Annotated in this window: 19 protein-coding genes and 1 CRISPR repeat array (1 of these 20 only partly in view); of the genes, 4 read left to right on the forward strand and 15 right to left on the reverse strand. The window is 41.2% G+C overall.

Annotated elements, in window-relative coordinates; genetic code table 11:
* Nucleotides 1-1306: a CRISPR direct-repeat array (repeat unit 46 nt; unit sequence GTTGTGAATTGCTTTCAAAATGGTACTTTCCTGTAGGAATCACAGC); it begins 181 nt to the left of the window's first position.
* Between the two features lie 130 nt (nucleotides 1307-1436).
* The 5 genes from cas2 to P2G54_RS00165 all read right to left on the reverse strand — a co-directional run bounded on the left by cas2 (nucleotide 1437) and on the right by P2G54_RS00165 (nucleotide 8838).
* Nucleotides 1437-1784 carry a CRISPR-associated endonuclease Cas2 gene (cas2, locus tag P2G54_RS00145; protein WP_275867010.1) on the reverse strand — a complete coding sequence of 116 codons (348 nt, stop codon included), beginning with the start codon at nucleotides 1782-1784 and terminating at the stop codon, nucleotides 1437-1439.
* Nucleotides 1774-2673, reverse strand: coding sequence for a type II CRISPR-associated endonuclease Cas1 (cas1, locus tag P2G54_RS00150; protein WP_275867011.1), 900 nt, complete (start codon nucleotides 2671-2673; stop codon nucleotides 1774-1776). The genes cas2 and cas1 overlap by 11 nt, the downstream gene beginning before the upstream one ends.
* 69 nt (nucleotides 2674-2742) lie before the next feature.
* Complete coding sequence (locus tag P2G54_RS00155; RefSeq protein ID WP_275867013.1) at nucleotides 2743-3345, reverse strand: transposase; 603 nt, start codon at nucleotides 3343-3345, stop codon at nucleotides 2743-2745.
* Between the two features lie 11 nt (nucleotides 3346-3356).
* On the reverse strand, nucleotides 3357-7925 hold the full coding sequence (gene cas9 / locus P2G54_RS00160) for a type II CRISPR RNA-guided endonuclease Cas9 (protein WP_275867015.1): 4569 nt from the start codon (nucleotides 7923-7925) through the stop codon (nucleotides 3357-3359).
* Between the two features lie 292 nt (nucleotides 7926-8217).
* Nucleotides 8218-8838: a hypothetical protein gene (locus P2G54_RS00165; RefSeq protein WP_275867019.1), complete on the reverse strand. Its 621-nt coding sequence runs from the start codon at nucleotides 8836-8838 to the stop codon at nucleotides 8218-8220.
* 394 nt (nucleotides 8839-9232) lie between these two features.
* Here P2G54_RS00165 and P2G54_RS00170 point away from each other — a divergent pair, with 394 nt between their 5' ends.
* Nucleotides 9233-9598 carry a hypothetical protein gene (locus tag P2G54_RS00170; RefSeq protein ID WP_275867021.1) on the forward strand — a complete coding sequence of 122 codons (366 nt, stop codon included), beginning with the start codon at nucleotides 9233-9235 and terminating at the stop codon, nucleotides 9596-9598.
* 417 nt (nucleotides 9599-10015) lie between these two features.
* Here the strand turns inward: P2G54_RS00170 and P2G54_RS00175 are convergent, their stop codons facing one another.
* The 4 genes from P2G54_RS00175 to P2G54_RS00190 all read right to left on the reverse strand — a co-directional run bounded on the left by P2G54_RS00175 (nucleotide 10016) and on the right by P2G54_RS00190 (nucleotide 15958).
* The gene (locus tag P2G54_RS00175; RefSeq protein ID WP_275867023.1) at nucleotides 10016-12919 is read right to left on the reverse strand and encodes a TonB-dependent receptor; all 2904 of its coding nucleotides are present in this window, start codon (nucleotides 12917-12919) and stop codon (nucleotides 10016-10018) included.
* Between the two features lie 84 nt (nucleotides 12920-13003).
* Nucleotides 13004-14236 carry a hypothetical protein gene (locus P2G54_RS00180; protein WP_275867025.1) on the reverse strand — a complete coding sequence of 411 codons (1233 nt, stop codon included), beginning with the start codon at nucleotides 14234-14236 and terminating at the stop codon, nucleotides 13004-13006.
* 186 nt (nucleotides 14237-14422) lie between these two features.
* Nucleotides 14423-15394 carry an AAA family ATPase gene (locus tag P2G54_RS00185; protein ID WP_275867028.1) on the reverse strand — a complete coding sequence of 324 codons (972 nt, stop codon included), beginning with the start codon at nucleotides 15392-15394 and terminating at the stop codon, nucleotides 14423-14425.
* A 186-nt stretch (nucleotides 15395-15580) separates the two neighbouring features.
* On the reverse strand, nucleotides 15581-15958 hold the full coding sequence (locus tag P2G54_RS00190; RefSeq protein ID WP_275867030.1) for a GxxExxY protein: 378 nt from the start codon (nucleotides 15956-15958) through the stop codon (nucleotides 15581-15583).
* A 188-nt stretch (nucleotides 15959-16146) separates the two neighbouring features.
* Here P2G54_RS00190 and P2G54_RS00195 point away from each other — a divergent pair, with 188 nt between their 5' ends.
* Nucleotides 16147-16314, forward strand: coding sequence for a hypothetical protein (locus tag P2G54_RS00195; protein WP_275867032.1), 168 nt, complete (start codon nucleotides 16147-16149; stop codon nucleotides 16312-16314).
* 235 nt (nucleotides 16315-16549) lie between these two features.
* On the opposite strand, the gene P2G54_RS00200 is transcribed toward P2G54_RS00195, so the two are convergent.
* Nucleotides 16550-17152 (reverse strand): pseudouridine synthase, encoded by a 603-nt coding sequence (locus P2G54_RS00200; RefSeq protein WP_275867034.1) that lies wholly within the window; start codon nucleotides 17150-17152, stop codon nucleotides 16550-16552.
* 10 nt (nucleotides 17153-17162) lie between these two features.
* Nucleotides 17163-17339 (reverse strand): hypothetical protein, encoded by a 177-nt coding sequence (locus tag P2G54_RS00205; RefSeq protein ID WP_275867037.1) that lies wholly within the window; start codon nucleotides 17337-17339, stop codon nucleotides 17163-17165.
* 93 nt (nucleotides 17340-17432) lie between these two features.
* On the opposite strand from P2G54_RS00205, the gene P2G54_RS00210 reads away from it, so the two are divergent.
* The gene (locus P2G54_RS00210; protein ID WP_275867039.1) at nucleotides 17433-18593 is read left to right on the forward strand and encodes an amidohydrolase; all 1161 of its coding nucleotides are present in this window, start codon (nucleotides 17433-17435) and stop codon (nucleotides 18591-18593) included.
* Between the two features lie 68 nt (nucleotides 18594-18661).
* Here the strand turns inward: P2G54_RS00210 and P2G54_RS00215 are convergent, their stop codons facing one another.
* The 3 genes from P2G54_RS00215 to P2G54_RS00225 all read right to left on the reverse strand — a co-directional run bounded on the left by P2G54_RS00215 (nucleotide 18662) and on the right by P2G54_RS00225 (nucleotide 22524).
* Complete coding sequence (locus tag P2G54_RS00215) at nucleotides 18662-19447, reverse strand: NIPSNAP family protein (protein ID WP_275867042.1); 786 nt, start codon at nucleotides 19445-19447, stop codon at nucleotides 18662-18664.
* 116 nt (nucleotides 19448-19563) lie between these two features.
* Nucleotides 19564-21894, reverse strand: coding sequence for a M1 family metallopeptidase (locus tag P2G54_RS00220; RefSeq protein WP_275867044.1), 2331 nt, complete (start codon nucleotides 21892-21894; stop codon nucleotides 19564-19566).
* Between the two features lie 48 nt (nucleotides 21895-21942).
* Entirely contained in the window at nucleotides 21943-22524 is a 582-nt protein-coding gene (locus P2G54_RS00225; protein ID WP_275867047.1) for a HupE/UreJ family protein, read from the reverse strand.
* A gap of 86 nt (nucleotides 22525-22610) precedes the next feature.
* Here P2G54_RS00225 and P2G54_RS00230 point away from each other — a divergent pair, with 86 nt between their 5' ends.
* The gene (locus P2G54_RS00230; protein ID WP_275867049.1) at nucleotides 22611-23102 is read left to right on the forward strand and encodes a DUF6702 family protein; all 492 of its coding nucleotides are present in this window, start codon (nucleotides 22611-22613) and stop codon (nucleotides 23100-23102) included.
* A gap of 123 nt (nucleotides 23103-23225) precedes the next feature.
* On the opposite strand, the gene P2G54_RS00235 is transcribed toward P2G54_RS00230, so the two are convergent.
* Nucleotides 23226-24746 carry a RagB/SusD family nutrient uptake outer membrane protein gene (locus P2G54_RS00235; protein WP_275867052.1) on the reverse strand — a complete coding sequence of 507 codons (1521 nt, stop codon included), beginning with the start codon at nucleotides 24744-24746 and terminating at the stop codon, nucleotides 23226-23228.
* Nucleotide 24747: the final 1 nt, after the last annotated feature.

Here is a 24747-nt window from a genome sequence, read left to right on the forward strand (position 1 = left end):
CTGTAGGAATCACAGCGGCTTTCGTTTTTAGCGTTTGCCTTTTTCTGTTGTGAATTGCTTTCAAAATGGTACTTTCCTGTAGGAATCACAGCTCTTAAGAAATCGGAGCGTGTTGATGCTAAGTTGTGAATTGCTTTCAAAATGGTACTTTCCTGTAGGAATCACAGCTCGCCGGGATGAACAATAAAGCAGCGATCTGTTGTGAATTGCTTTCAAAATGGTACTTTCCTGTAGGAATCACAGCAGAAGCTCCATTGATGGTGATCGGCCCTGTGTTGTGAATTGCTTTCAAAATGGTACTTTCCTGTAGGAATCACAGCTCGGACATGGTGTTTTGGATGTTATATGTTGTTGTGAATTGCTTTCAAAATGGTACTTTCCTGTAGGAATCACAGCATCGAATATTCCAACAAGCAAGAGGCAATGGTTGTGAATTGCTTTCAAAATGGTACTTTCCTGTAGGAATCACAGCAATACCGAAGCTACCTTTTCAAAATTATAAGTTGTGAATTGCTTTCAAAATGGTACTTTCCTGTAGGAATCACAGCGCTCTACCAGTCTGCTGATGGATAATCCCGGTTGTGAATTGCTTTCAAAATGGTACTTTCCTGTAGGAATCACAGCCTTTTTGCTCGTCAGTGCCTCCTCACTGTTGTTGTGAATTGCTTTCAAAATGGTACTTTCCTGTAGGAATCACAGCAGTCTCAAAGCTGTTCAGCTGTTCCTCCCAGTTGTGAATTGCTTTCAAAATGGTACTTTCCTGTAGGAATCACAGCCCGGTGCTCCGGCAGTCATCCCACCGGAGGTTGTGAATTGCTTTCAAAATGGTACTTTCCTGTAGGAATCACAGCTTATCCTCCTCCAACATCTTACACAGCATCGTTGTGAATTGCTTTCAAAATGGTACTTTCCTGTAGGAATCACAGCGTTTATGTTTATGTTATTTCAAAGGTAGAGTTGTGAATTGCTTTCAAAATGGTACTTTCCTGTAGGAATCACAGCTTTAGCCTTTTTTAGCCCTGTTAAGTGCATGTTGTGAATTGCTTTCAAAATGGTACTTTCCTGTAGGAATCACAGCTTTGGAACTATGCACTTTCTAGCGTTTAATGTTGTGAATTGCTTTCAAAATGGTACTTTCCTGTAGGAATCACAGCATTCTGAATGATTACAAGCCTCTATTTGTAGTTGTGAATTGCTTTCAAAATGGTACTTTCCTGTAGGAATCACAGCAAACTGAAATTCACAAACTTAAACAAATGCGTTGTGAATTGCTTTCAAAATGGTACTTTCCTGTAGGAATCACAGCATACCCCACGCTAAGTGGCTGGTATGCTGTTTTTTACATCTAAAATCAGAAATGAAAAAATACGGAAGATGAGCTTTGGGTGAAAACAGACCTGGCAGGTTTTGAAAACCTGCCAGGTCTGAACTGCCCGTTAAAACAACTCCAACTGTTGAGCTGGAGATTCTTTTTCCATTTCTTTTTTTCCGTAAAAAATTTCCATCATTCCAAATTGCTTATCAGTAACCTGCATAATCCCGATTTTCCCTTTCTCGGGAAGCATATTTTTCACCCTTTTGGTATGCACATCAGCATTTTCCCGACTGGCACAAAATCGCATATAAATCGAAAACTGAAACATGGCAAATCCATTATCCAAAAGGTTCTTTCGAAACTTGGTAGCGACTTTTCGCTCCTTTCTGGTTTCGGTCGGCAAATCAAAAAAAACTAAGACCCACAAGCTTCTATATTGGTTAAATCTGGAATAGTATTTATCCTCCATATTCGGGGTAAATGATTTTTCGGCTGATGCCGGCAAAGCATTCAAATAGTGAATTCGTGGTACGACTGGCCGCTACCATCAAGGGGCTTTTTTGGCCATCTATTCGCACATCCAAGGCCGGGATACTTAACAACTCCCTTTTCATATTGGTGGATAGATCTGTAATATCATCCTCCGTATCTACCAAATGACAGACTACCAGGTCCACATAGGGTCGATAAGGCTCCATAATATCATCAGCAAGGCAATAGGCATTGTATTTATTTCTATGCCAGATTCCAAGTCCTGGAAACATTCCAGAAGACACCAAAGCACGCGCAATTACAGCTCTGAGAATCGCATACCCATAATTGAGGAGGTTATTGGGTGGAATTCCAGCTTGGTGTCGATTAAAATCCGGAATATCAAAAAGGCTTTGCCAATAAATAGCGGCTGCCTGAGCCTCATGGTTTCCTGTGTCCCCAGAGGCTACATTTTTTGCTAAATAGTGGATCCGGGCAGAGTCCTTTCCTCTTTCTTTGAGATGAGCTGCTTGGTTTTGTATTTTAGCAGATACAGTTTGTTGCCAAAGGTTCTTTTTTAGCGGTTGTGAAGCCTGTATTTGATATCGTATGCGTTCAGTTTGTTCAGAGTGGCCATGCATAGGTAAAAGCAAACCTTCAGGCAAATGCTGACTGTTGCAGGTCACGATACTGACTTTTTTCTCCGTAAGTTTGGCTATTAATCCATGGGTAATAGTGACCTGTTGGTTCTCCAATACAATCATTCCCAAGTCTTCGATGGGAACGGTGCGGTCAGGTTTATCGGCTTCGGGAAAAGATATAAAAAGCTGCTCATTTTTGGTACTGAGGTAGGCAGGATTTCCGAAGAATAGGGTACGTTTGATCATTTGATTGACGATAAGGATAAAACTAAAAGACCTAGCAGGTTTCCAAAAACCTGCCAGGTCTGAATCATTTCACTCGTACTCTTTATTCAAAAGCCACTCTTTCTTTTTCTCCATCAACTCCCGAACATGCCTTGACCCGTCAAAGAAATTAAGGTAGAAATTCCTTTCAAGATTTGACGGTTTATCCGGTTGCTGATATCCGTGCCAACTCGACCACTTCCATTCTTCTGTCCGGTTTACAAATCCATGCTTAACTGGATTCAAATGGATATACAAAAAGGTTTCCTGCCAGTGCTTTTCGTCCAGAATTGGAGTTCTTTTGAAATGCTTCACAAACAAACTTCCCTTTCTTTCAAATCGCTTGTTGATTGCTTTGGTGTAAGAGTTGAAGAAATCACTGAAAGCCTTGATTACGGGGTTATTGGAAGCGTGAGCGAGTTTTGTGGTGGAAAGACCTGGCAGGTTTTGAAAACCTGCCAGGTCTAAATCAGCCTTCACACCCACCATCAGATGAAAATGATTCGGCATTAAACAATAGGCATAAGTATCCACCACTTCTGCCAGATACTTGGCATACTGCTTTAGGAAAAACCGATAGTTTTCCTCATCCCGGAAAATATTCTCCGTCCCGTTTGCGTGGTTGTAGATATGATAGGACTGGCCTAGTTCCATTCTTAATTCTACTAAATAACTCTTCCGATTCGATCTATATCAACTTTTTGACATCTATCCTTAATCATAGTATTATCAATAGCTCTCTCTGCCTTATTTAATGCAGAGAATTCAACCTTATTCACAATAGGAGTTGATACATCATGTTTCACAAAAAAACATTGTGAGCCAGAAGAACTTACCATTTTATAAATCCTATCAACTTGATCTTTAGATAGTTTTTTGAGTTCTATGCTATTTAAATTCTCATCGGGTTCAGGTACATAAACCAATTCATTCGGAGAAAGGTGAAAAAGCAATTTATCCCCTATTTCATTAACTGAAGGTACTGGTCCTTCCCCTTGTTTTAGCCTTTCCATTACCACATTAAAAGGAATGGTTTCATAACTCCTCTTACCTTCCTCGTTTACATAAATTGCAAAGAACAAATTAGTCCCTTTGGCCGCTTCTACATATTTAGAGTCTTTATTTCCCCTGAAGCCAACCTGAAACTTATTGCCCTTGGGTTCAAAGGTGCGAACCTTATAGATCGGCTTATGGAATTTTCCATCATTAAGAATCTGGATGTTTTTATTCATATCCTCGATCCCTTCGGGAGTAAAAGCCAAGGTTTCAGCTGGAATGATTTTGCCTTTTTCGTCTTTTATACCTTCGTATTCAGCCAAATGCTTTAAAAGGATTTTTTTAATTCCTGTATCAGTTATCGAGTGTATTTTCTTTTCGTTAAAAGAAGTGTCCAAATTCACCCTAGACGCTGCCAAACCCTCCTGGAAAAAGTAAACATCAAGCTTGGATATATCTCTGCCTTCAAAACTGTTATTCCTGTCTTTGAAATATTTTAGCAAGAGCTTTTTATCGTAATTCAACTTGGTCAGTTCAGCAATCTTTTTCTTTAGACCTTTATCCAAAATGTTAACAGGATTATCCAAGGCCAAACTTAGACTTATTGATTTTACACCTCTCAATTTGACAAGACCTGAAACAGTATCCTTGTGAATGGGCTTTCTTATAGCCCAGGAATCTCCTTTTGTCTGCCTAGTCAATGACTTTATTGGATTTCCCTGGCTATCAAGCCTTAGCTTCCCCTCTTCATCTTTATAGCTAAGGTATTTATTGCTCGCCTTATTAATAACTCTAAGATTTTGCTTGAAGCTGACCACAATTCGCTCCAGATTTTCCTTTGCTTCAAGAGTGAAGGAGTCCCATGGTTTGGAGAAAACCCATTCAAAATGCTCTTGGGAGTTACCGTTCTTTTTCTTGAAACAAAGTTTTTGTCTTAGATCAAATCTTCTCGACTGTTTTTCTTCTTTTCCTTTGTACTTCTTACCAAGCGCGTGTTCATTATTTAAATAATTCACATGATCTCTCGTTGCACAAGCAATTACTAATGCATCCAAGGCATGGTGCCTGTGATCAATTCTTTTTTTCTGAAAGCCTTTTGCATATTCCAAAGGAACTGTTGGCAGGAATTTTTGGTGATTCTCATTCCAAGCCGTAAAAGCTGTGGTCCCTGTAAGTTTATTCATCCGTTCAAACCTTGGCAAAATCAACTCATTCCATACATCATTGAGCCCCCAATCTTGCTTAAGTGCAGTCGTAATTTTTCCATTTCCCGGAATAATGTTTTTGGAATTAAATCCAGTGTCATTTTCCTCAGACCTAACAATACAGGACAAGATGGATGTAATAAATTTACTGATGTACCGGGTATCATTCATTTGTCTTTCGACCATCTGCTCGGGCAATTCATCCATCAAAAGTTTTCTTTTCTTAGTTGGATTCTTGGCGTAATTTTCTTGGATAAATGCCTTGTAGGCACTTTCCGAAAAAATCTCCACCTCTTCCCCAAATCCCAAGACAACTCTTTGTCCATGGAAGCTTTTAATAAACTCCATTCCCAATCTATTGTCTTTCAATTTATTGACTGCCGACTCACAAATTACTTTATTACTTAGGCTATCATCAAAATACCTGGATTGCGGAATGACATGCTCTATCTCATAAGCAGGGGTAAACAGCCTATTCAACGGAATAATTTTGCCTGTATATGGTGACCGGTACCTTTGTTCTAACCAAAGTTTATATCGCTGCAAATCAGATTTAGAAGGCTGGGCTGTCCTACTGATTTTGAGAATATCATCAGGCACCTCCACATTCGATTTTAAAACTCCCTCTTCATAAATTTTAAGGATTTCTTGCTGCATGGGGGAATAGGGCCTAACATTTTCCACATTAGGATCATGAAGCAGCTCCGCCAAAAGAGACTTTATCCTAAAGTTAGTGTTTTCATTTTCGGATATCTGATTGGTCAGTCTGGCACGTTGCCCAGCTGGATTTTTCATTTCCCTGCCTAATTCTACATGGATTTCATCAAAAAAGTCTTTTTGTCCATGTCCATACTTATCCCAAATATCCTTTACCACTCTCAAGGTTTCCAGAACCACCTGCTCAACAATGGGATTTCTGAGCGAATGCTGCTTGAATTCCTGAATGAAATCTGTCATTTCAGCACTAGAATTCCATTTGATTAACTCTGAGGCTTCCGAATGGCGACCATAAACTACATAATTGGCAAACCAAACTGGCAAACCTTGGAAGTCCTCGAGCTCATTAAACTCTCTGGAAATCTCACGGACCTTGTCTTTAATATCCGGATCAAATTCCCCCGTAAGGATTTTTTCAATCCTTAGTTTGGAATAACTATCAATTAACTCCTCTCTCCAATTTTCACCGAATCGCATCAATGCTAGCAGCTTTTTTATGGCTTTAAGTGAATAAGAGGCATATTCACTCTTGTAAGGAGGGAACTTCTTGAAATTCTCCACAAATGAGTTGACCTCTATTCCGTTTTTGCGAGCAAACTTTCTGAGCGCTTTTTCAAATTCTAACTTGTCTGTAACTGAATAAACAATATGCCAAAGTGATTCTTCAAACTCTTCAGTGTACTTGGCAAAATCAAACTCTTCAAGCCTTCCTAATCTTTTCAGAAATTCTGCTCTTGTACTATTTGAAGGGTACGTTTTAGAATCACCCGTTTCGGAATCAAAGACATAATTCCATCTAAACTTGGCAACTTCAGACTTAAGGTCTTTCCCTTTATATCCCTCAAGGGTCAAAAAGAAGGTCATTAATTTGCCGTAATCGATCTCGGCTTGGGTCATCAAATAATCCAAAAGCCTTTTAGTCTTTTCTAGAGTACCCATAAATTCCATGGTTACATCCGAATCATCCTCTTTTCGGATAATCCGAAGATTGGAGACCCACTGTAACAATCTAAATTCTTGAAACAAAGGATGAGACTTGGGAGCCACCTTGAAGGGAATAATCTTTTGTACTCCATCCTTTTCATAGGTTTTGAACTCCAAAGGACAGTTTGCTACGGTGGATTTTTGGCTTCGTAATGGTCTTTGATAAAAAATTATATCATTAATTATTAAATGAGCTAATTCTTTACTTTCAAGAAAATTCTGGTGTGAATGATTGTGTTTGTATAATTCTCTGATGCATTCCACCATCAAATCAGCATCATTGAGTTCTGGATGAAACCTTTTTTGCGAAGCTAGAATTTGCTTCAGTTCATCTTTATAAAATTTACGCTCAATGGTCCTAACTAGCTTTCCCTTAATTTTTTGAGTCGGATCTGCTAAAAGGTTTTCAAAAATGAATTGCCCAACAGTTTTGGAGGAGTCTAGAATCTCCTTTTCGGTCTTTTTTTTTCTCAATCCCCAATCATCCTCATTTGGTGCCCGAAAACTTCTTTTTGGATTTCCCTCTTTGTCTAGTTTAGGATTTCCTTGATCATCAACATCTGTAGTGACGATAAAATCCCTTGTTTTTCCTAACCAATCATCCAAAGGAACTTTGCTAGATCTCCTGTAAATCCAGCCATTTTCGAGCCTTAATGAATACCATGTATCCCCCTTTTTATTTGGAGCCTCATCCACTTTGATATCCACTACTTTTAGTGAGTAAAATTCTTCGAGCTTATTTGGCTTTTCCTCTTCATTCTCCCCTCTAAGCTGATAATACCCTCGCTTTTGATTGAAGTTTAGAATTATCCATGCCAACTCCTCTTTTTCGATTCTCTCAGTTAACGCCTTCCTTCGCAAAAAATAAATCGTCCAATCGTATGGGACTTTTTTATCACCGTCAACAAAACTTGGTTGATATATTTTGAATTCCTCAAGCATTTCCAAGAACGAAGACTTGAAAAGGAAATCTCCATTATTGTACGCAATCTTAGGCTCAGATTCTTCCAAAAACTTCCCTAATCTTTCCTGAAAATCGATCTGATCCGCGTAGTGCTTCGGTAAAAAACCAAGGACATTAAGAACTCGATGTAGGCGCTCTCTTCTCAAAAGATGACGTTCTCTCAGTCTCCTTACACTTCTCAGCCTCGTTCTTTCGGCGGTTTGGGAGACTGAATTTCCTTTATCAAAATCCCCCAGCACATCTTGACCCATAGGTATAATTCTAGAGCCCATTCCTAAAATATTACCATCCTTTTTTTCAAAGTCATTTTCAATAAGAGCCCAGCCTATTGAATTGGTCCCCAAATCCAATCCCAAAATCTTTTTCATATTTTTTGAAAAGTTGAAAGTTTAAAATCTATATTAGTGCTACCATTTTGAAGCAATTCACAATAAGGATTATTCCGTTGTGAAAACATTTAAGAGAGCCCTGGTTGAAATTTTCAGCCAGGGTTGTCTTTTTCTAGATCAAAAAGGAATTTCAAAATATCTCCAATAATCCCAAATTAAAATACCTTATATAGGGTATTTTAGATGTTTTTTAGGTAATAAATGAAATATTTCGGTCAATTTTTGTCAAAAAATTGAAATAGAAGATCAAAAGAACAATCTAATCTAGCTCTTAATAATACGAATTCACACAATAATCTGTGGGTCTATTTTGAGAAAACCCCCTTACATAAATCAAATAACTAGCTTCTAATAAACCCAGAAAATTCCTGTATTCCTGGAAAAAATATGCCCCTTGGCTATCATCCAAAAGGGTATCCGAAGAAATGGATTCATAAACTATCCTATTCCAACGCTTTACCCAACCTATACAGCTGTCCTGATCAAAAAATCCTTTTAGATACCGGAATGGGTTCTCAATGTCGGCCTCATCCAAATTTTTTGGAAGTAGCATAACCCAATCCTTCAAACCTGAGCCACTCGACAAATCCTTTTTCAAAATAAAATTCCTCCAGTCCGAGCTCGTAATTGATGGCTCATTTAAATTCTTGCTGAGGTATTCGGCCAGATAGATTAGTTGGATAAAATGCCCACCAAAATATAAGTGGCTATTGGCACTCAACCTCCCGAACTCCGGGGAACTTTTGAGGACATTCTCAAAAATTATTGACAACTCCTCTCTCCAGATTTTTAAAGTGCAAAAATCGCAGAAAAAATGATACAAGCCCTTTTCACAATCTTCTAGTTTCGTACAGGCAAAATTACTTTCCATCGTACTCAGGTAGTCTTCCATAACATTAAATTTAAAGATGATTAGCATCCTAAGCTTCTATTGAATTTGACAACTATATCCTTCAAAATAGCAGTACCCGATTATGGGCTAATTCTAAGCCCTTCCTTTTGGCTACCTTGATTTGAAATTTGTGAAAACGTGATTTCCGAATTAAGAGAGGGAAAGTCCATCTTTGGAATCTACCAAAACTGGAGCAATTCGGAACAGCTAAATAAAAAGCTCTATAGGATTTGGTGCAAAATCAATATTGCTTCTCTTTTGATGCTTATATTACTGTTATTGATATAAATATAAATTATTTTGTAGATATTTTGAAACATTAAATAACTATTTTTCTACAATGTCGGAAATTGTCACAAGAATTGGGGAATATGCTTTTCGTACTAAAACCAGTATGCGAACAATAGAGGCTACAATTGGCTCAAGTAATGGAACCCTTTCCAAAGCAGTGGGGAATGACAAGGATGTCCAAACGAAATGGATTTCAAGATTCATAGAAAAGTATCCAGAAGTCAACCCAGTTTGGTTGCTAACAGGAAAAGGAGGCATGCTTAGAGATGAAAATTCTTTAGATGGAAATACGGTGGAAGAACCCCGGGAAGTTCTGCCTTCGAAAAGAATCAATCAACAAAATTTGGAACTAATAGAGACCCTCAAGAAGCTGGTTGAATCTATGGAAGGGCAATTGCAGGATAAGGAGAGATTGATCCAGTTAAAGGATAAAATAATTCAAGAGCTTAGGGAGGCAAAATTGAAATAAATCAACTTCCAATGCTCCCATTAGTATCTTACAAAAATTAGGGAATTTGATTATCTGTAATCCCGCCAAGGACACAAAGAAGTCCCCAAGGAAAGGTTTTTCTGATTTTTCAAGCATACTTGAACTTTATGTTTCCAAAACGGCCTAGAACCGAAAAAGAGTGATATCTAACCTATAGGGAACAAAAAAGCCATTTTCTTTGCGCCATACTTTGCGCTTTTTGCGCCTTTGCGGTAAGAAAACAAGTAGATGAATGAAAACCAAATTAGGCCCGATTTGGATTTTTAGCTTGTCTCCACTCTCTCTTACCTAGAAACCGGCAATAAAGCCGATATGCATAAAAGGGAATTAGAAAACCCGAAAAAACAAAAAAGGCCCCCAAATTGGGGGCCTTTTCATTATTTACTTTTCTATCTTTTAGAAAGAATAGGCAAATCGGAAGGTCATTTTAGTACCTGGAGCAAGGCTTGTAAACAACTGATCCTGTGCACCATAAGATCTGAACACTTGTTCCTTCTTGTCATTTAGCAAGTTCTGAATTCCAAAACCAGCCTGAACTCTCTCATCTGCACCGAAGGTCTTGTTGATGTTCAAGTTTACACTGTGGAAAGGTACTGTATACGTATCAGTTCTGTTACCGAAACCAACATAGTTGAGGGTAGATCCCTGCACATTGTAGAAGATCCCTGCTTCCCAACCGGTGTTGTAATTTTGGTAACCCAAACCTGTGTTGATGATGTAAGGAGCCTGTCCAGCCATATCACGGGTATCCCCAATAACCTGTCCTTCTCTAGCAGTCAAAGATCTGGATCTGTATTCTGATTCAGACATTTTGATTTGAGATTTGGTCAAGGTCACGTTGGTATTCCAGTTGAAATTCTCCAGAGATGGAGAAAGGAATTTCAAAGACTTTCTGAATTCAAATTCCAAACCTGCCACAGTACCGTTTCCTACGTTTCTTGGCTGGAAAGCTCCAGGGTCAGAAAGGAACTGCACCATTTCGATTGGCTTGTCAAAGGTCTTGTAGAATGCACTTACGGAGAACATCTGGCCTCTTTCCTGGAAAGCTTCCCATCTCAGGTCGAAGTTGTTGATTCTTGTAGAAGTCAAGTTACCGTCCCAAAGTACTTCTGAGCCACCGTTGGTTGTCTCGCGGTACATACCACCGATAAAGGTTCTACCGGTAATTGGGTCCAGGATCTCAGCATAAGAAAGCTCCTTGAAAGAAGGTCTTGCTATGGTTCTGGATGCGGATGCTCTTAGGTTCTGGTTTTCCTTCAGATTGAAAATCAAGTTCACAGTAGGGAAGAAATCCAAATCATCCAGCATTTCTACCAAGTCAAAGTTGATGGTACCAGTCTGGTTGGTTCCGGTGTAGTACTGATTGTACTTTTCTACTCTAAGACCCAAGATGGCCTTCAAGTTGGAAGCTGGATTCATCTCTACTGAAGAGTAACCAGCCACATTGGTGATGATGGATTCGTACTGGTTTGGATTGATTGGAATAAAATCCGCATTGTATCTCACTCCATTTCTGTTGGTAGCAGAGAAGAGGTTTTCATCCTGCAAGATCTGGTTTGGATCTCCGGTCAATTCAGTACTTCCGGTAGCAAACTGGAAGCTCTGGATATTAAAGTCACGGTATTTGAACACATAGTTGGTACCGAACTTAAGCTTTCCTTCTCTCTGGAACAGGTTCAATGATCGAGTCACATCAGCCTTTCCAACGATACTGTTTTCCTCCAAATTTCTCCAGATTCTGGTTGGAAGACCAACCTCTGTAGAAATCGTATTTGTAGGAACTCTGAATCGGGTAAATCTGATATCTGGATCCTGGATGGTGGATCGGGTTGGAGCCAACTTCCAGTTGATCTCCCAGTTTCTTCCGTTGAAGTAGTGTGTACCCGCCAACAAGATGCTGCTCAAGCCTCTTTGGCTGTATTCAAGGTTGTATTGCTTCGCTTCAAAATTGGCCCCCAAGTTGGTGTTGACAAAGTCAAACTCACCTGCTTTGGTTTCACCGTTCTGAAGGTGCATCAAGTTCAGTTTGTACTTGGAGTTATCGGTCTTAAGAGCGATTCCAGCCAAACCTCCTAACAATACATTATTTACTCCATAATCACCTTTTTGCTTTTCCAAAGATTCCAATTCAGTTTCATTGGCATCTCTAGGCTTTGCATATAGGTTGAATTCTGCATCCTGGTAAAACTCAGTTTCATTCTTGTAAGTCAGGGCCAAGTTGTAACCCCAAGTAGCTTTGCTTCTGGAAAGTTGGTTACCCAAAGAGAAGCTCAAGCCGTAATCCATGAAGCTATTGGTTCTGTATCCTCCGAGCGTTTTGTTGAAACTACCCAAGATATTCTGATACTCCTGTCCTCTGGTTCCGTTTGGATTACCTACGGCATCACCGTATTGAGGGATGTCAGTTCTGTTGGCAGTAGGAATTTCTCTTGTTCCATCATCAAAACCTAAGAAGTCGGTTTTTCCACCATCATAAGTCAGGTAATTGCTATTGAAGTGCATGGAAGGATTAACACCTCCAGACACGCTGATTCTAGCAGTTTTTTCCTCAGGGAAATCCTTAGTCTCGATATCTACGACACCACCTGTAAAGTCAGCAGGAAGCTCAGCAGTGAAAGACTTGGATACGATGATGTTATCGATCACGTTGGTTGGGAAAATGTCCATTTGAATGGTGTTTCTATCCGGATCCAAACCAGGAATATCCACACCGTTCAATACTGTTTTAGTATATCGGTCTCCCAATCCACGCACATAAACATACTTGCCCCCTTCGATTGACACCCCGGTTACACGCTTCACTGCGGATGCAGCATCACCGTCACCGATTTGTCTGAAGGTACTTGCAGAAATACCGTCCATCAGGTTGGCAGCATTTCTTTTGACAGACATCAAAGCTGATTCTGTGGTACGGATAGCAGAAGCAGAAATGGTAACAGTCTCCAGTTCTGAAGCTTCCTCCGCCATCATAATGTCATTAATTACAGTAACGTCTCCTGATTTTACTTCCACCTCTGTCAATTCCACAGTGGCATAAGACATGTAAGAAATCTGAAGAGAATAAGTTCCCGGATCTACCTGGATTTCGAATTTTCCATCGAAATCAGTAATAGCTCCAGTTGAAGTTTCTTTTACAAATACAGAGACACCAAATAAGGGCTCTCCTGTACCTTCTTCGTAGATAGCACCTCTGATTGTTCCTTTTTGCGCAAATGCAAAACCTGCCGCCAATTGGGCAATGACAATCAGAATAAGAATCAACGTCCTTCTAAAGAACGAGTTGGATGATTTATTTTTCATACAGCAATTTGATTTCAATTTTGAGTAAACAGGAAGAAAAGAACCTTGCAAGTCTTTTCTTCCTATTTAGCTAGTATTGTATTGTTAGAATGCGGATAGTTGTCCAGCAGTGGCAGCCCAAGTCCAGCTTGCAAAGGCAGAAACATCTGCACCTACTGTATTTGCACCTGCAGCTACCGCAGTCGCAGAGGCATCAGTTCCAGCTTTGAATACTGTGGATAGTGCCACACCTTCTGCAAGCGTTGCTTCAAGGTTGATAAACTTCAAGGAACCGTCAGCAAGTGTTGCGATCGTCTTGTCACCGCTGATTGAAAGGTCACCTCTACCGTCAGTGGTTGCTGGATCAGCAAATCCGAAGAAGTAGATATTTTCGAAAGTACCTCTAGCACCATCTCTGAAGTCGCCTAATTCAGCAACATTGTTACCTTTTACAGTACCATTCTTTAAGGTATGAGCTCCGATATAAGATCCTTCAGGACCGTCGATTTCCAAAGCATGGTCAGTTTCTGGACCGGTGATCACGATAAAGTTGTCCACAGTACCAGCGAAAGCTTGGTCTGTATCCAAACCGTCGTCACCAGCATTCCATACGATTGCGTTTTTCACGTTTACAGTTCCACCGAAGAATTCGATACCGTCATCCTGGTTACCGATTACTTCTACGTTTTCGATTACAGTTCCTGAACCTACAGCTCCCAAAGTAAGACCGTTGATTTCGTTACCTTCACCGATGTTTGCACCACCGTGACGGATTGATACATATTTCAATACACCGGAATTGTCGGTATCATCAGTTCCACCGTAAAGACCGTTGATGTCAGATGCAGGAATACCTTCGATTTGAATCTCAGTAACATCCCCAGCAAAAGAACCTTTCGCTTTACCAAGGATGATTAGACCACCCCACAGACCGGAAAGCTCAGGCTCCAAGTTTGGAGAAGCAATTTGTCCCGGCTCGATTTCATCCGCATAAGTGGTGAAAATGATTGGAGAGGTAGCAGTACCAACGGCGTTGATTTTAGCTCCTCTAGCGATGATCAAAGCAGAAGCATTAGAACCTGTACCTACTTCACCTTTTACAACCACACCAGGTTGAATAGTAAGGGTGCTTCCGGCAGTAACGGCAATTCTTCCAGCCAGAATGTAGGTTTTACCAGTTTCCCAAGTAGTACTTGAGGTAATGTTGGACGAGATAACCTGAACATTGTCAGACCCTGTATCATTTCCCAAATCCGGTTTTTCATTACCTTCAATACAAGAAGTGAAAATCAGCGTGATTGCTAAAAACATCAAGCCAATAGTCTTTAAATTTTTCATGGAATTATGATTGATTAATAGGTTTTGCACTTTTGACAGTACAAAAGTGCATCAAATCATAACCCCAAGAGAATTTTTTGAATTATGCTTTTTTTAAAAATGAATACAGAATTTAATACTGAATTAACAGATTAAACAAAAAAAAAGGCTTTCCCCACGGAAAGCCTGCTATTCATCGATTTTATGTTATTTCAATGTTACCGACTTATTAATCGGCACTTTTTCCAATAATATTTTTACAAGGTCCCTGGTATTGATTCCATCCGCCTCTGCCTCATAATTAAGGATAATTCGGTGATTCAGTACGTCTTCCGCAATCTCTTTGATATCCTCAGGCAACACGTAATCCCTTCCATCCATGTAGGCTACTGCCTTGGAGGCTAAGTTCAAATTGATACTAGCTCGAGGTGAAACTCCAAACTGGATGTACTTGGCCTCATTTTTCAATCCATATTGATCAGGGAAGCGTGTTGCAAAAACCAATTCAATAATATATTGCTCCAATGGCTCGGCAATATTTACAGCGTTGATCTGATCGCGGATCTCAAATATGTCCTTTTTGGAAAGGATGGCATTCACTTCAGAGCTGAAGGACATATTGGCCATACGCCTCATTACCTCCATTTCATCGGACTTACTTGGATAATCGATATGGACTTTCATCATGAATCGGTCCACTTGGGCTTCAGGCAAAGGATAGGTTCCTTCCTGATCCACCGGGTTTTGTGTCGCCAATACCAAGAAGGGCCGATCGAGAGGAAAGGTAGTTTCACCGATAGTCACCTGCTTTTCCTGCATGGCCTCCAACAAAGCCGACTGAACCTTGGCAGGAGAGCGGTTCACTTCATCCGCCAGAATCAAATTTGCAAAAATTGGCCCCTTCTTTACCTCAAAGCTTGCGGTTTGTTGATTGTAAATCATAGTACCGATCAGATCTGAAGGCAAAAGATCCGGAGTAAATTGGATTCGGTTAAAGTCCAAATGTAAAACTTTAGCGAGTGTGTTTACTGTCAAGGTCTTGGCCAGACCAGGCACCCCTTCCAATAGGATGTGACCATTGGTAAACAGTCCGATCAGCAAGCGATTGACCATCTTTTCCTGTCCGACTACGACCTTACGTACTTCCTCTACTACTGCTGTTATTTTTTCCTGATGCATGGAAATGATTTTTTAACGCTAAGACCTCAAAAATAGAACAATTTGTCCCAAGCGCAATCTTAATTCTTTGAAGTGGCAATGCCTTGATCCAAGCGGGTTTTTAGGATTTTTTAAGACGGGTAGTTTTCAATTTTCTTACCGGAAAGACGCAGTAGGCGCAAAGCAGGACGCAAGGAATGGTTTTTCCTAAAGACTATTTACTACCCTTTTTAAGCCCTCAGCCATTCTGGAAACATTGAAATTTAGAAGCAAACCAAGCTTTAGGTTTGAAAGCTTTAAATAAGTGAGAATTTGCGCCAAATGAATAGGGGAAAATTCATCAACGGCTTTCACTTCAATTATTACTTTCTTCTCGACTAATATGTCAATGCGATATCCAGCCTCTAACTTTACTTCCTTAAAAACAACGGGTAAGCCAACCTGGGTCTCAACCTCTAAACCACGGGATCTTAATTCATAGGCTAAGCAAACCTCATAGCTGCTCTCCAAAAGGCCAGGCCCCAATTCTTTGTGGACTTCTATGGCTGAACCTATAATAATTGAAGAAATTTCATTTTCTGTCATTTGAAAAAAATTTAAAAGTTTAGGATAATAATTTAAAATAATGCTTAAAAAATTAAAACCATTCCCCTTTGCGAACTTCTCTGCGAACTTGCCGGCTTGGCGGTAAAAATTCTAACCGGGTAAATTTATGGTTTCTGTGGAATAGGACCCTAAATCTGAAAAAATTGCTCGGTCCCATTAATCGGGATATGTACAGTTCTATTTACAGGATTGAAACTTTTTTCTACCGCAAAGACGCAGAAGGCGCAAAGCAGGACGCTAAGAATATTCCTTCTCACCTATCCATTAAAACCATTCCCCTTCGCGAACTTCTCTGCAACCTTGCCGGCTTGGCGGTAAAAATTCTAACCGGGTAAATTTATGGTTTCTGTGGAATAGGACCCTAAATCTGAAAAAATTGCTCGGTCCCATTAATCGGGATATGTACAGTTCAATTACAGGATTGAAACTTTTTTCTACCGCAAAGACGCAGAAGGCGCAAAGCAGGACATCAAGAATATTCCTTCTCACCTATCAATTAAAACCCTTCCCCTTCGCGAACTTCTCTGCGAACTTGGCGGCTCTGCGGTAAAAATTCTGATCCAGACAAACTTACTTTTTGCTCTTAAGAAATCCGGTCATTCCCAAGGCTCTATAGATTTCCTCTTTGCTCATTTCCCTAACTTCCCCAACAGCAAAGCCTTCAATGCTAATCTTCTCCATAGACCAACGCACAAGGCGTAAGGTGGGAAATCCAATAGCAGCAGTCATTTTTCGGACCTGACGGTTTTTCCCCTCTATTAAAGTCAAAGAAATCCAGGTGTCAGGTACGTTCTTGCGGTAACGTATCGGTGGATCCCGATCGGGCAATTGGGGAATTTGCTCAGGGATTTTGGCGATGGCTGGCTTGGTATGGTACATTTTCCCATCCACATTAATGTCCACTCCTTTTTCCAGCTGACGAAGGGACTCCTTATCAGGAACTCCTTCCACTTGGGCAAGATAGCTGCGCTGGTGCCCAAAGCGGGGATTCAGTAAATGATGGTTGAGCCATTTATCATCGGTTATGAGAAGCAGGCCTTCGCTATCCTTGTCCAAGCGCCCAACAGGGTAGACTTCCTTGGGAAAATGAAAAAGAGAGGCAAGTGTCTGCCCCTCTCCGCTAAATTGGCTCAATACCCCGTAGGGCTTATAAATGATAAAATAACGTGCCAAAACTTAGGTTTTAGCTACCGCAACCGATGCAATCGATACTGGAATCCATGGGCTTTACACCATCTCGCTTCATCTTCAGGTTGTGAATCTGATCGCGGATTTCCATATCTGCAAACATGTCGCCGGTCAATTGTGATTCCAATGAGGCAATTTGCTCATTGATTTCTTGGAGTTGGATTTCGCTCATAAAAGTGTTGTTTTACGGGTTGAAGTGATTGGTTGAAAATAGCAAGATTGAAACATTAAGTTCCTATCCTTTATAGAAAAAATTGACTCAAAAATGATTCCAATTGAACGCGAGGCACTTAAAAATATGTCCAACCCCGGATCCTTGATTCAGCTTAGAAGAATGCTACATGCCCATCCGGAAGTAGCCGGGGAAGAAAATGGGACCGCAGAAAGGATCTTGGATTTCTTTACTCCCTTAAAGCCAGACCAAACTTTACAAAAACTTGGAGGAACAGGACTCGCTTTTGTTTTCAAGGGGAAAAGACCAGGAAAACGGCTGATGTTCCGCTGCGAACTGGATGCCCTGCCGATTCAGGAAACCGGAAATCCTGCTTATAAAAGTCAAATTGAAGGGAAAGCCCATCTTTGCGGACATGATGGGCATATGGCAATCCTTTGTGGCTTGGGAGAAATCCAGGCACAAAACCGTCCTGAAAAAGGAGAGATTGTTTTGCTATTTCAACCTGCTGAGGAAACCGGAGATGGAGCAAGAGCAATTTTGAATGATCCTCGCTTTGAGCAAATCAAACCGGATTTTGCCTTTGCCCTACACAACCTTCCCGGCTATCCCTTGCATCAGGTTGTGATGCGAAAAGAAACTTTTGCTGCGGGAAGTACAGGGATGACCATTAGACTCACAGGAAAAACTTCCCACTCTGCACATCCGGAAGCTGGGCTGAATCCAGCACAGGCTTTGGCAGAACTAATCCGAAAATTACCCGAACTACCTAAAGAAATGGAGGGCTTCTGCCTGATTACCTTGATCCATGCCGAATTGGGAAACTTGGCTTTTGGCACCAGTCCGGGAAAAGCCAACTTAAGCATGACACTGAGGGCATTTGATCAGCAGGATTTGGATCAATTGATCGAAAATGTAAAAAGTTTAGCCATGGAAACGGCTTCCAGAACTGGTTTGAAAATAAACTTTGACTTTGTGGAGCAATTTGCCGTCTCGGTCAATGACTCCGATCTATATAACATAGTGGAAAAAACTGCTCTAGACCTTGGGCTCTCCCTTTTTGAAAAGCCCGAACCCTTTCGATGGTCAGAGGACTTTGGCCTATTTTCCCAGATTTGCCCTTCCTTTTTATTTGGCTTAGGAGCGGGTGATAGTTGCCCCCAACTCCATGAAGGGACTTATGACTTCCCGGATGAATTGATTGAAACAGGAAAAGGAATATTTGAAAGAATAATAAAAGAAGTGCAAGCGTAAAGTTTGGACCCTTTACAATAAAAAAAGCCGGAAGATTCCGGCTCTTTTGTTTTAAGACTAGTTGAAGATCAAAAGTCTGAATAATCGGTAGGATATAAGAATCGGGTATCGTTTCGGGAAACGGTGTTTTTGTATTCCTCCATGCCGCTCATTCGTTTCCAGTCCGGATCGGCACCAAAGGCTTTCCAATGCGCATCTCTTGACTCCATGTCTGAGAAGGTGGTCATATAAACCAAATTCGGCATAGTTGCACCCGCCAATGTTTCAGCATAAAACACTGGGTTAAAATCCAGCTTGGTGAAAATATCCGTTTCTCCCTCATTGAACATCTTTACCTTTTGTCTGTAGAGACGCTCAGTGGCTCCTTCATAGCTTCTCAACTCATAGACCCTGTCTTTTTTGGGTCCGGTCAACTTAGGTTCAGTAAAGGCAGGCCATGCCTTAAATGCCTGTAATAAGGCTGTCTCTATTCTTTTATAGGGAGGGTTGTCATGAGCCGCATTGATATAGGCATCCCCGTCCTTCAGATAGGTTTGGTCCTTAAGTAGTTTACCTTCCAGGGACAAAAACTCATTTAGGGATTTATGAGGAATAAAAACATAGACTTTTTGTCCCGCATCCGGCTGGGAAGCCAAAGGCTTGAATACCCCGACTTTTTTGATGCCGTTTCTGTGCATGGCGGGCAGATAGGCATTCTCCAGGTATTCATCCAGTACAGCCTCCTGAGCCGCTGTTTCAATATGGTAAATTCTGAGTTCGTAGATGTCCCGATTCGCCTTTTGGGCAAATAGGTGACTGGTCATTAAGAAAGAAAAGGCCAAGAGAAAGGCCGATAGAAATGTTTTTGCTTTCATGGTGTAGGTTTTAGGTTTGTTAATTGTTTGGAAACTCAAGTTAAAGACAAAATCAGATTTCCATCCGTGTTTTTAATCACTTAAAAGAAAAAAGCCGGACAATGCCGGCTTTTCGCTTATTTTTTACTCTGAGCTTTCTTCATAGGATTATCTCCCATGGATGCCCCTCTTACGCCTCCACGGCCTTTATACAATTCAAAGCGAGTAGGCTGATATTGTCTTGGCCAATAGTTACTGCTTTCATCGATATCGGCAGTTTCACGCTTTGGATCCAATACAAACTGAACCACTTCTTTCTTCTTTGGAAAGACTTTGGTAACCTGGCTTTCGTTATGCTTCCAGATTTCAGCAGGAATTCGTTCTATTTCAGAGGTTCCGTCCGCATACTGGAATTCGATGATCAGAGGCATCACTAGCCCACCCACATTTTTGAAGGTGATTTCGTAGAAATTCAGATCGGAATTCATCAACTCCTTTTCTTTTGGAGTAAGGCTTGCCATGAATTTCTTATAGGTGTCCTCATCCTCTGGAGTCACAGTAAACGGATTATAGGTAGTGTAGAAATCACGGGTAGCAGGATCCGTTTCCAACACAGTCTTTTCCACATCCACTTTGTTGAAATCCTTGGAAACGTAGGTTTCCTCTCGCTCAAATTCAGCCTTCTCATCAGCCTTCTTCTGAGCCGGAGTTCGGTTGTCCATTTTGTACCAAGCTACATTCTCGATAGAAATGTCAACCGGCTCAGTTCCGTAGAACCAACCTCTCCAGAACCAATCCAAGTCCACAGCTGAGGCATCTTCCAAAGTTCGGAACAGATCTTCTGGGGTTGGGTGCTTAAACATCCAACGCTTGGCATACTCCTTAAATGCAAAATCAAAGAGCTCTCTTCCCATTACGGTTTCTCTCAGGATGTTCAGGGCAGTCGCAGGCTTGGCATAAGCATTTGGTCCGAATTGGATAATGTTTTCTGAATTGGTCATGATAGGTTCCAGCAAATGCTTTTCACTTCTCATGTAAGGAACGATCTTATGGGCAGGACCCCGTCGGGAAGGATAATTTCTATCCCACTCCTGTTCTGCCATAAACTGCATGAAGGTATTCAAGCCTTCATCCATCCAAGTCCACTGTCTCTCGTCGGAATTGACAATCATTGGGAAGAAATTGTGCCCCACCTCATGGATGATCACTGAAATCATTCCGTTCTTGATTGCTTCCGAATAGGTGCCATCTTTGTCAGGACGGCCATAGTTGAAACAGATCATAGGGTATTCCATACCATTACTAGCCTCTACAGAGATAGCAGTAGGATAAGGATAGTCAAATGTATGGGCTGAATAGGACTTGATTGTATGGGCTACCACTCGAGTAGAATACTGCTCCCATAATGGATTGGCTTCCTTGGCATAGTAGGACATGGCCATTACATCCTTACCTCCTTGCTTCACAGCCATGGCATCCCAGATGAATTTTCTAGAAGAAGTCCAGGCGAAATCCCTTACGTTTTCAGCTTTGAACACCCAGGTTTTCTTGTCTTTGGATTTTCCTTTCTCCAACTTTTCAGCTTCAGCTTGAGTACGGATAATCACCGGGTTGTCATAAGTCTGCTTGGCTTTATTCCATCTTTCTAGTTCAATTGAGGAAAGTACTTCCTCTGGATTTTGCAAAACTCCGGTAGCACCTACCATATGATCTGCAGGCACGGTAATCCTTACTTCATAATTTCCAAAAGTCAGAGCAAACTCTCCACGTCCAAGGAACTGCTTGTTTTGCCATCCTTCGAAATCAGAGTAAACGGCCAATCTTGGGAACCACTCAGACATTGTATAGAGGTAGTTGCCATCCTCCGGAAAATACTCATATCCCGGACGGCCAGAAATGTAGCTCATACGATCGGTGATATTGAAGGACCAATCCACGGCAAAAGTGAAGCTTTCTCCTGACTTCAAAGGCTGAGGCAGGTCAATGCGCATCATCGTCTTATTGACAGCTACAGGGAGCGAATTGCCATTGCTGTCTTTTACATTGAGGACTTTGTAGCCAAACTCTTCATTTTCCCAAAGGATTCCTTCCAGAGTCCTCATGGTCATACGAGAGTTGATGGAGCTTTCCGCTACTTTTGGAGCTTCCGAAAGCGGTCCTCTTTGGTTTTCTTCCAATTGCACCCATAGATAAGTCAACTGATCCGGTGAATTGTTGATATAGGTGACCTTTTCACTGCCTTTGATGGACTGATTGTCATCATTCAGCTCCACATCGATCACATAGTTGGCCTGCTGCTGCCAGTACATATGTCCCGGAGCTCCAGAAGCCGTGCGGTACACGTTGGGAGAGCGGAGCATAGTGCCCAGCTGCTCAAATCGTACCGCGTGGTTTTGCTCTGTTTGCTGCGCCAAAACGGGTAATAAACCCGAAAACGCAAGAGCGGTTAAAGCGAGTAATTTTCTCATAATATAATCAGCGCTGTTTAGTTTTATTTTTGTCGATTCAAGGAAATCTTACCAGAATTTAGTGTCAAGCATCAGCATAAGGGCAATCCCAAATACCATGGAAGAAATGACTAAAGCCCATTCCTTTCGGTTTACTCCAGCCAATCCCACCACGATGGAAGTAACCAAGAGGAAAATCCCTACAATGACCAACTGCCCCACTTCAAGACCAAGGTTGAAAGCCAGTAAAGGTTCCCAGATGGAAGCCTCTTTCCCCAGCAATTGTCTCAGGTAATTCGAAAATCCCAAGCCGTGAATCAGCCCAAAAAACAGGGCGAAGAAGTAATTGAGCTGAATCCCTCTGCCAGTGGATGGACGAGGCTTTAATATCGTAATAAATGCAGTAACAGCAATGGTCACGGGAATCAAAAACTCAATGATATCCGAACGCACCTGAATCAGCTTGAATGTGGCCAAAGCCAAGGTTAAAGAGTGTCCAATAGTAAAGGCTGTTACTAGGATGATGATTTTTTTCCAATCTCTAAGAATGTACACAGCACAAAGGGCTAGCACGAATAGGATATGATCATACCCCTTGATGTCGAGAATATGATCAAGGCCCAGATGAAAATAAAGTTCGAAAGTAGTCATAGATGGGTTTAAAATACCTCAATAGAAGTAAATTGCGGGCAAGTATAAAGTTTTCTTCCCACAAAAGACAATCAACTCTACAGTAAATGCAGCTCTTTTATACCTATCTGATTACACTGGGATGGACGGTTTTATTTCATCCCTTTTTTATCAGCCTGACAGAAATCCGTCACAATCCTGAAAATCAACGACTAGAGATCGCCCAGAAGATTTTCTGGGATGATTTAGAGGTGGCTCTCAGCGAGTTTCACGAAGAATCAGTGGATTTTCTAAACCCGGAGGATTCAGAAAAACTCCAAAAACAGATTGAGGCCTATCTTTTGAAGCACAACCAAATTTGGCTGGATGGAAAGGAATCCAAACTCCACCTACTGGGTTATGAGATTGAAGAAGATGCAGCCTGGTTTTATCTAGAATCAGACCCGATCAATTGGACCAGTGAAATTAAAGTCAAGAACTCCATTCTTTTGAAAAATTTTGATACCCAACAAAACATCATCCATATCTACAAGGATTCAAAAAGTCCACGAAGTATGCTACTTCATAAAGAGCAGGAAAGTATGACTTTGAAATTCTAAACAGATTAAGTACGGATTGGGCAAATAGGAAGCCATCCTTTTAGTTGATCCATCAACTAGTTTCTCGAATCAAAAAAGCCCGGCTCAAATGAACCGGGCTTTCCTTTTTCAAACCAACAGTGATTAATATCCAGGGTTTTGCGCAATAGGAGCGCTAGAATTAGTCTGGATTTCAGTCAATGGAATTGGCCAGATAAATCTGTAATCAGAATACTCGATAGAGTGATCTGTAGGAATTTCTCTGTCAGTGTTGTAGAAATCGATGTTGGTGATAGATCTGGAAGTAGCCTTTGCAGGAACACCATCCATTACACCAGCACCTGAAAGTCTGTGAATATCAGCCCATCTTCTACCTTCTGCCAAGAATTCGATTCTTCTTTCGTTATAGATAGCAGTCAGGATACCATCTTTTCCACCAAGGCCAGCAGCAGTGAAGGAAGGTACAGTATCAGGAAGCGCTCTATCTCTTACTGAGTTCAACAAAGTAACTGCAGCATCCAGGTTACCCAACTGAGCATTGGCTTCAGCAGCGTTCAACGCAACCTCAGCAAATCTCAAGATTACGTTAGGATCAGTGTAGGTAGTGTTGTCCTGATACTTGTCAGTGTAAACACCTACAGAGCTGCTAGTTGTCATGGCTGTTCTTCTCAAATCTTCTGCATGCCAGAAATCCGCTCTCCAGATCAATGGGCTGATTTTTACCAGACCACGAGCACCGTTGTTAGGGTTTCCGTACATAGAAGCCAAAGCACCGTTAACACCTGCGTTTGCAGCTTCAGAGTTTACAAAAGAGAAAATGTTGTCAGAACTTGTTCCTCCTCTGAAAGGAGTCACAGGGTTTGCAGTAACTGCATAGCTTCCCTGAATTTTAGCATACTCAGCCAATACTCCAGCCCAATCTTCCATGTGAAGTTTCACTCTGGATTTCAACGCGATTGCAGCTCCTTTAGAAGCTCTGAAAGCACCACCGGTAGCCATCAGGTTTTCTGCTTCGTCCAAATCAGCCAAAACTTGAGCATAATCTTCTCCTACAGTACCTCTAGGAACGGCTTCACCTTCTGGTACCTTTGGTACGTCATTGATGGCAAAAGTTCTGTAAGGAATACCTGGGGCACTTGGGTTGTCAGAGTAAGGTCTTGAGAAATGGATCAAAAGTTCGTGATGAGCCAAAGCTCTCAAGAACAACATTTCTCCTCTGTATCCATCACGCTGTGCCTGAGTCAACACACCGTTTGCTAATGCGATATCCAAATTTTCAATAACAATATTGGCTCTGTTGATCATTCTGTATAGAGAGATCCACATACCGTTGTTATTGGCAGTATTTGGGTTGTAAGAGCCTACATAAGTGATTTCATAGAACAACTGGTCGTTGTACATATCTTCACCTCTCATGTCACCCTGCTCCACATTGGCAGCACCAAAAGGATAACCACGCTGAACTGAATTGCTGTAGAAACCACGCTGAGCAGCTTCATATACACCCAAAACAGCAGACTGAACTCGTGCCGGTGTAGCAAATGCTTCCTGATCAGGAATCAGGTCCGCAGGTGCCAAATCGGTCACATCACAGGAACTGGCAAAACCAATTAAGGCTGCACCTACCAGCGCCAACTTGATATTTTTTATCGTGAATTTTTTCATT

The organism is Algoriphagus sp. CAU 1675 (assembly GCF_029222925.1).
Taxonomy (GTDB): domain Bacteria; phylum Bacteroidota; class Bacteroidia; order Cytophagales; family Cyclobacteriaceae; genus Algoriphagus.

What these genes read in the sequence shown, in the direction of transcription:
- cas2 (WP_275867010.1), bottom strand. Translation starts at nt 1,784, where the DNA reads ATGGAGGATAAATACTATTCCAGATTTAACCAATATAGAAGCTTGTGG.
- cas1 (WP_275867011.1), bottom strand. Translation starts at nt 2,673, where the DNA reads ATGATCAAACGTACCCTATTCTTCGGAAATCCTGCCTACCTCAGTACC.
- P2G54_RS00155 (WP_275867013.1), bottom strand. Translation starts at nt 3,345, where the DNA reads ATGGAACTAGGCCAGTCCTATCATATCTACAACCACGCAAACGGGACG.
- cas9 (WP_275867015.1), bottom strand. Translation starts at nt 7,925, where the DNA reads ATGAAAAAGATTTTGGGATTGGATTTGGGGACCAATTCAATAGGCTGG.
- P2G54_RS00165 (WP_275867019.1), bottom strand. Translation starts at nt 8,838, where the DNA reads ATGGAAGACTACCTGAGTACGATGGAAAGTAATTTTGCCTGTACGAAA.
- P2G54_RS00170 (WP_275867021.1), top strand. Translation starts at nt 9,233, where the DNA reads ATGCGAACAATAGAGGCTACAATTGGCTCAAGTAATGGAACCCTTTCC.
- P2G54_RS00175 (WP_275867023.1), bottom strand. Translation starts at nt 12,919, where the DNA reads ATGAAAAATAAATCATCCAACTCGTTCTTTAGAAGGACGTTGATTCTT.
- P2G54_RS00180 (WP_275867025.1), bottom strand. Translation starts at nt 14,236, where the DNA reads ATGAAAAATTTAAAGACTATTGGCTTGATGTTTTTAGCAATCACGCTG.
- P2G54_RS00185 (WP_275867028.1), bottom strand. Translation starts at nt 15,394, where the DNA reads ATGCATCAGGAAAAAATAACAGCAGTAGTAGAGGAAGTACGTAAGGTC.
- P2G54_RS00190 (WP_275867030.1), bottom strand. Translation starts at nt 15,958, where the DNA reads ATGACAGAAAATGAAATTTCTTCAATTATTATAGGTTCAGCCATAGAA.
- P2G54_RS00195 (WP_275867032.1), top strand. Translation starts at nt 16,147, where the DNA reads ATGTACAGTTCTATTTACAGGATTGAAACTTTTTTCTACCGCAAAGAC.
- P2G54_RS00205 (WP_275867037.1), bottom strand. Translation starts at nt 17,339, where the DNA reads ATGAGCGAAATCCAACTCCAAGAAATCAATGAGCAAATTGCCTCATTG.
- P2G54_RS00210 (WP_275867039.1), top strand. Translation starts at nt 17,433, where the DNA reads ATGATTCCAATTGAACGCGAGGCACTTAAAAATATGTCCAACCCCGGA.
- P2G54_RS00215 (WP_275867042.1), bottom strand. Translation starts at nt 19,447, where the DNA reads ATGAAAGCAAAAACATTTCTATCGGCCTTTCTCTTGGCCTTTTCTTTC.
- P2G54_RS00220 (WP_275867044.1), bottom strand. Translation starts at nt 21,894, where the DNA reads ATGAGAAAATTACTCGCTTTAACCGCTCTTGCGTTTTCGGGTTTATTA.
- P2G54_RS00225 (WP_275867047.1), bottom strand. Translation starts at nt 22,524, where the DNA reads ATGACTACTTTCGAACTTTATTTTCATCTGGGCCTTGATCATATTCTC.
- P2G54_RS00230 (WP_275867049.1), top strand. Translation starts at nt 22,611, where the DNA reads ATGCAGCTCTTTTATACCTATCTGATTACACTGGGATGGACGGTTTTA.
- P2G54_RS00235 (WP_275867052.1), bottom strand. Translation starts at nt 24,746, where the DNA reads ATGAAAAAATTCACGATAAAAAATATCAAGTTGGCGCTGGTAGGTGCA.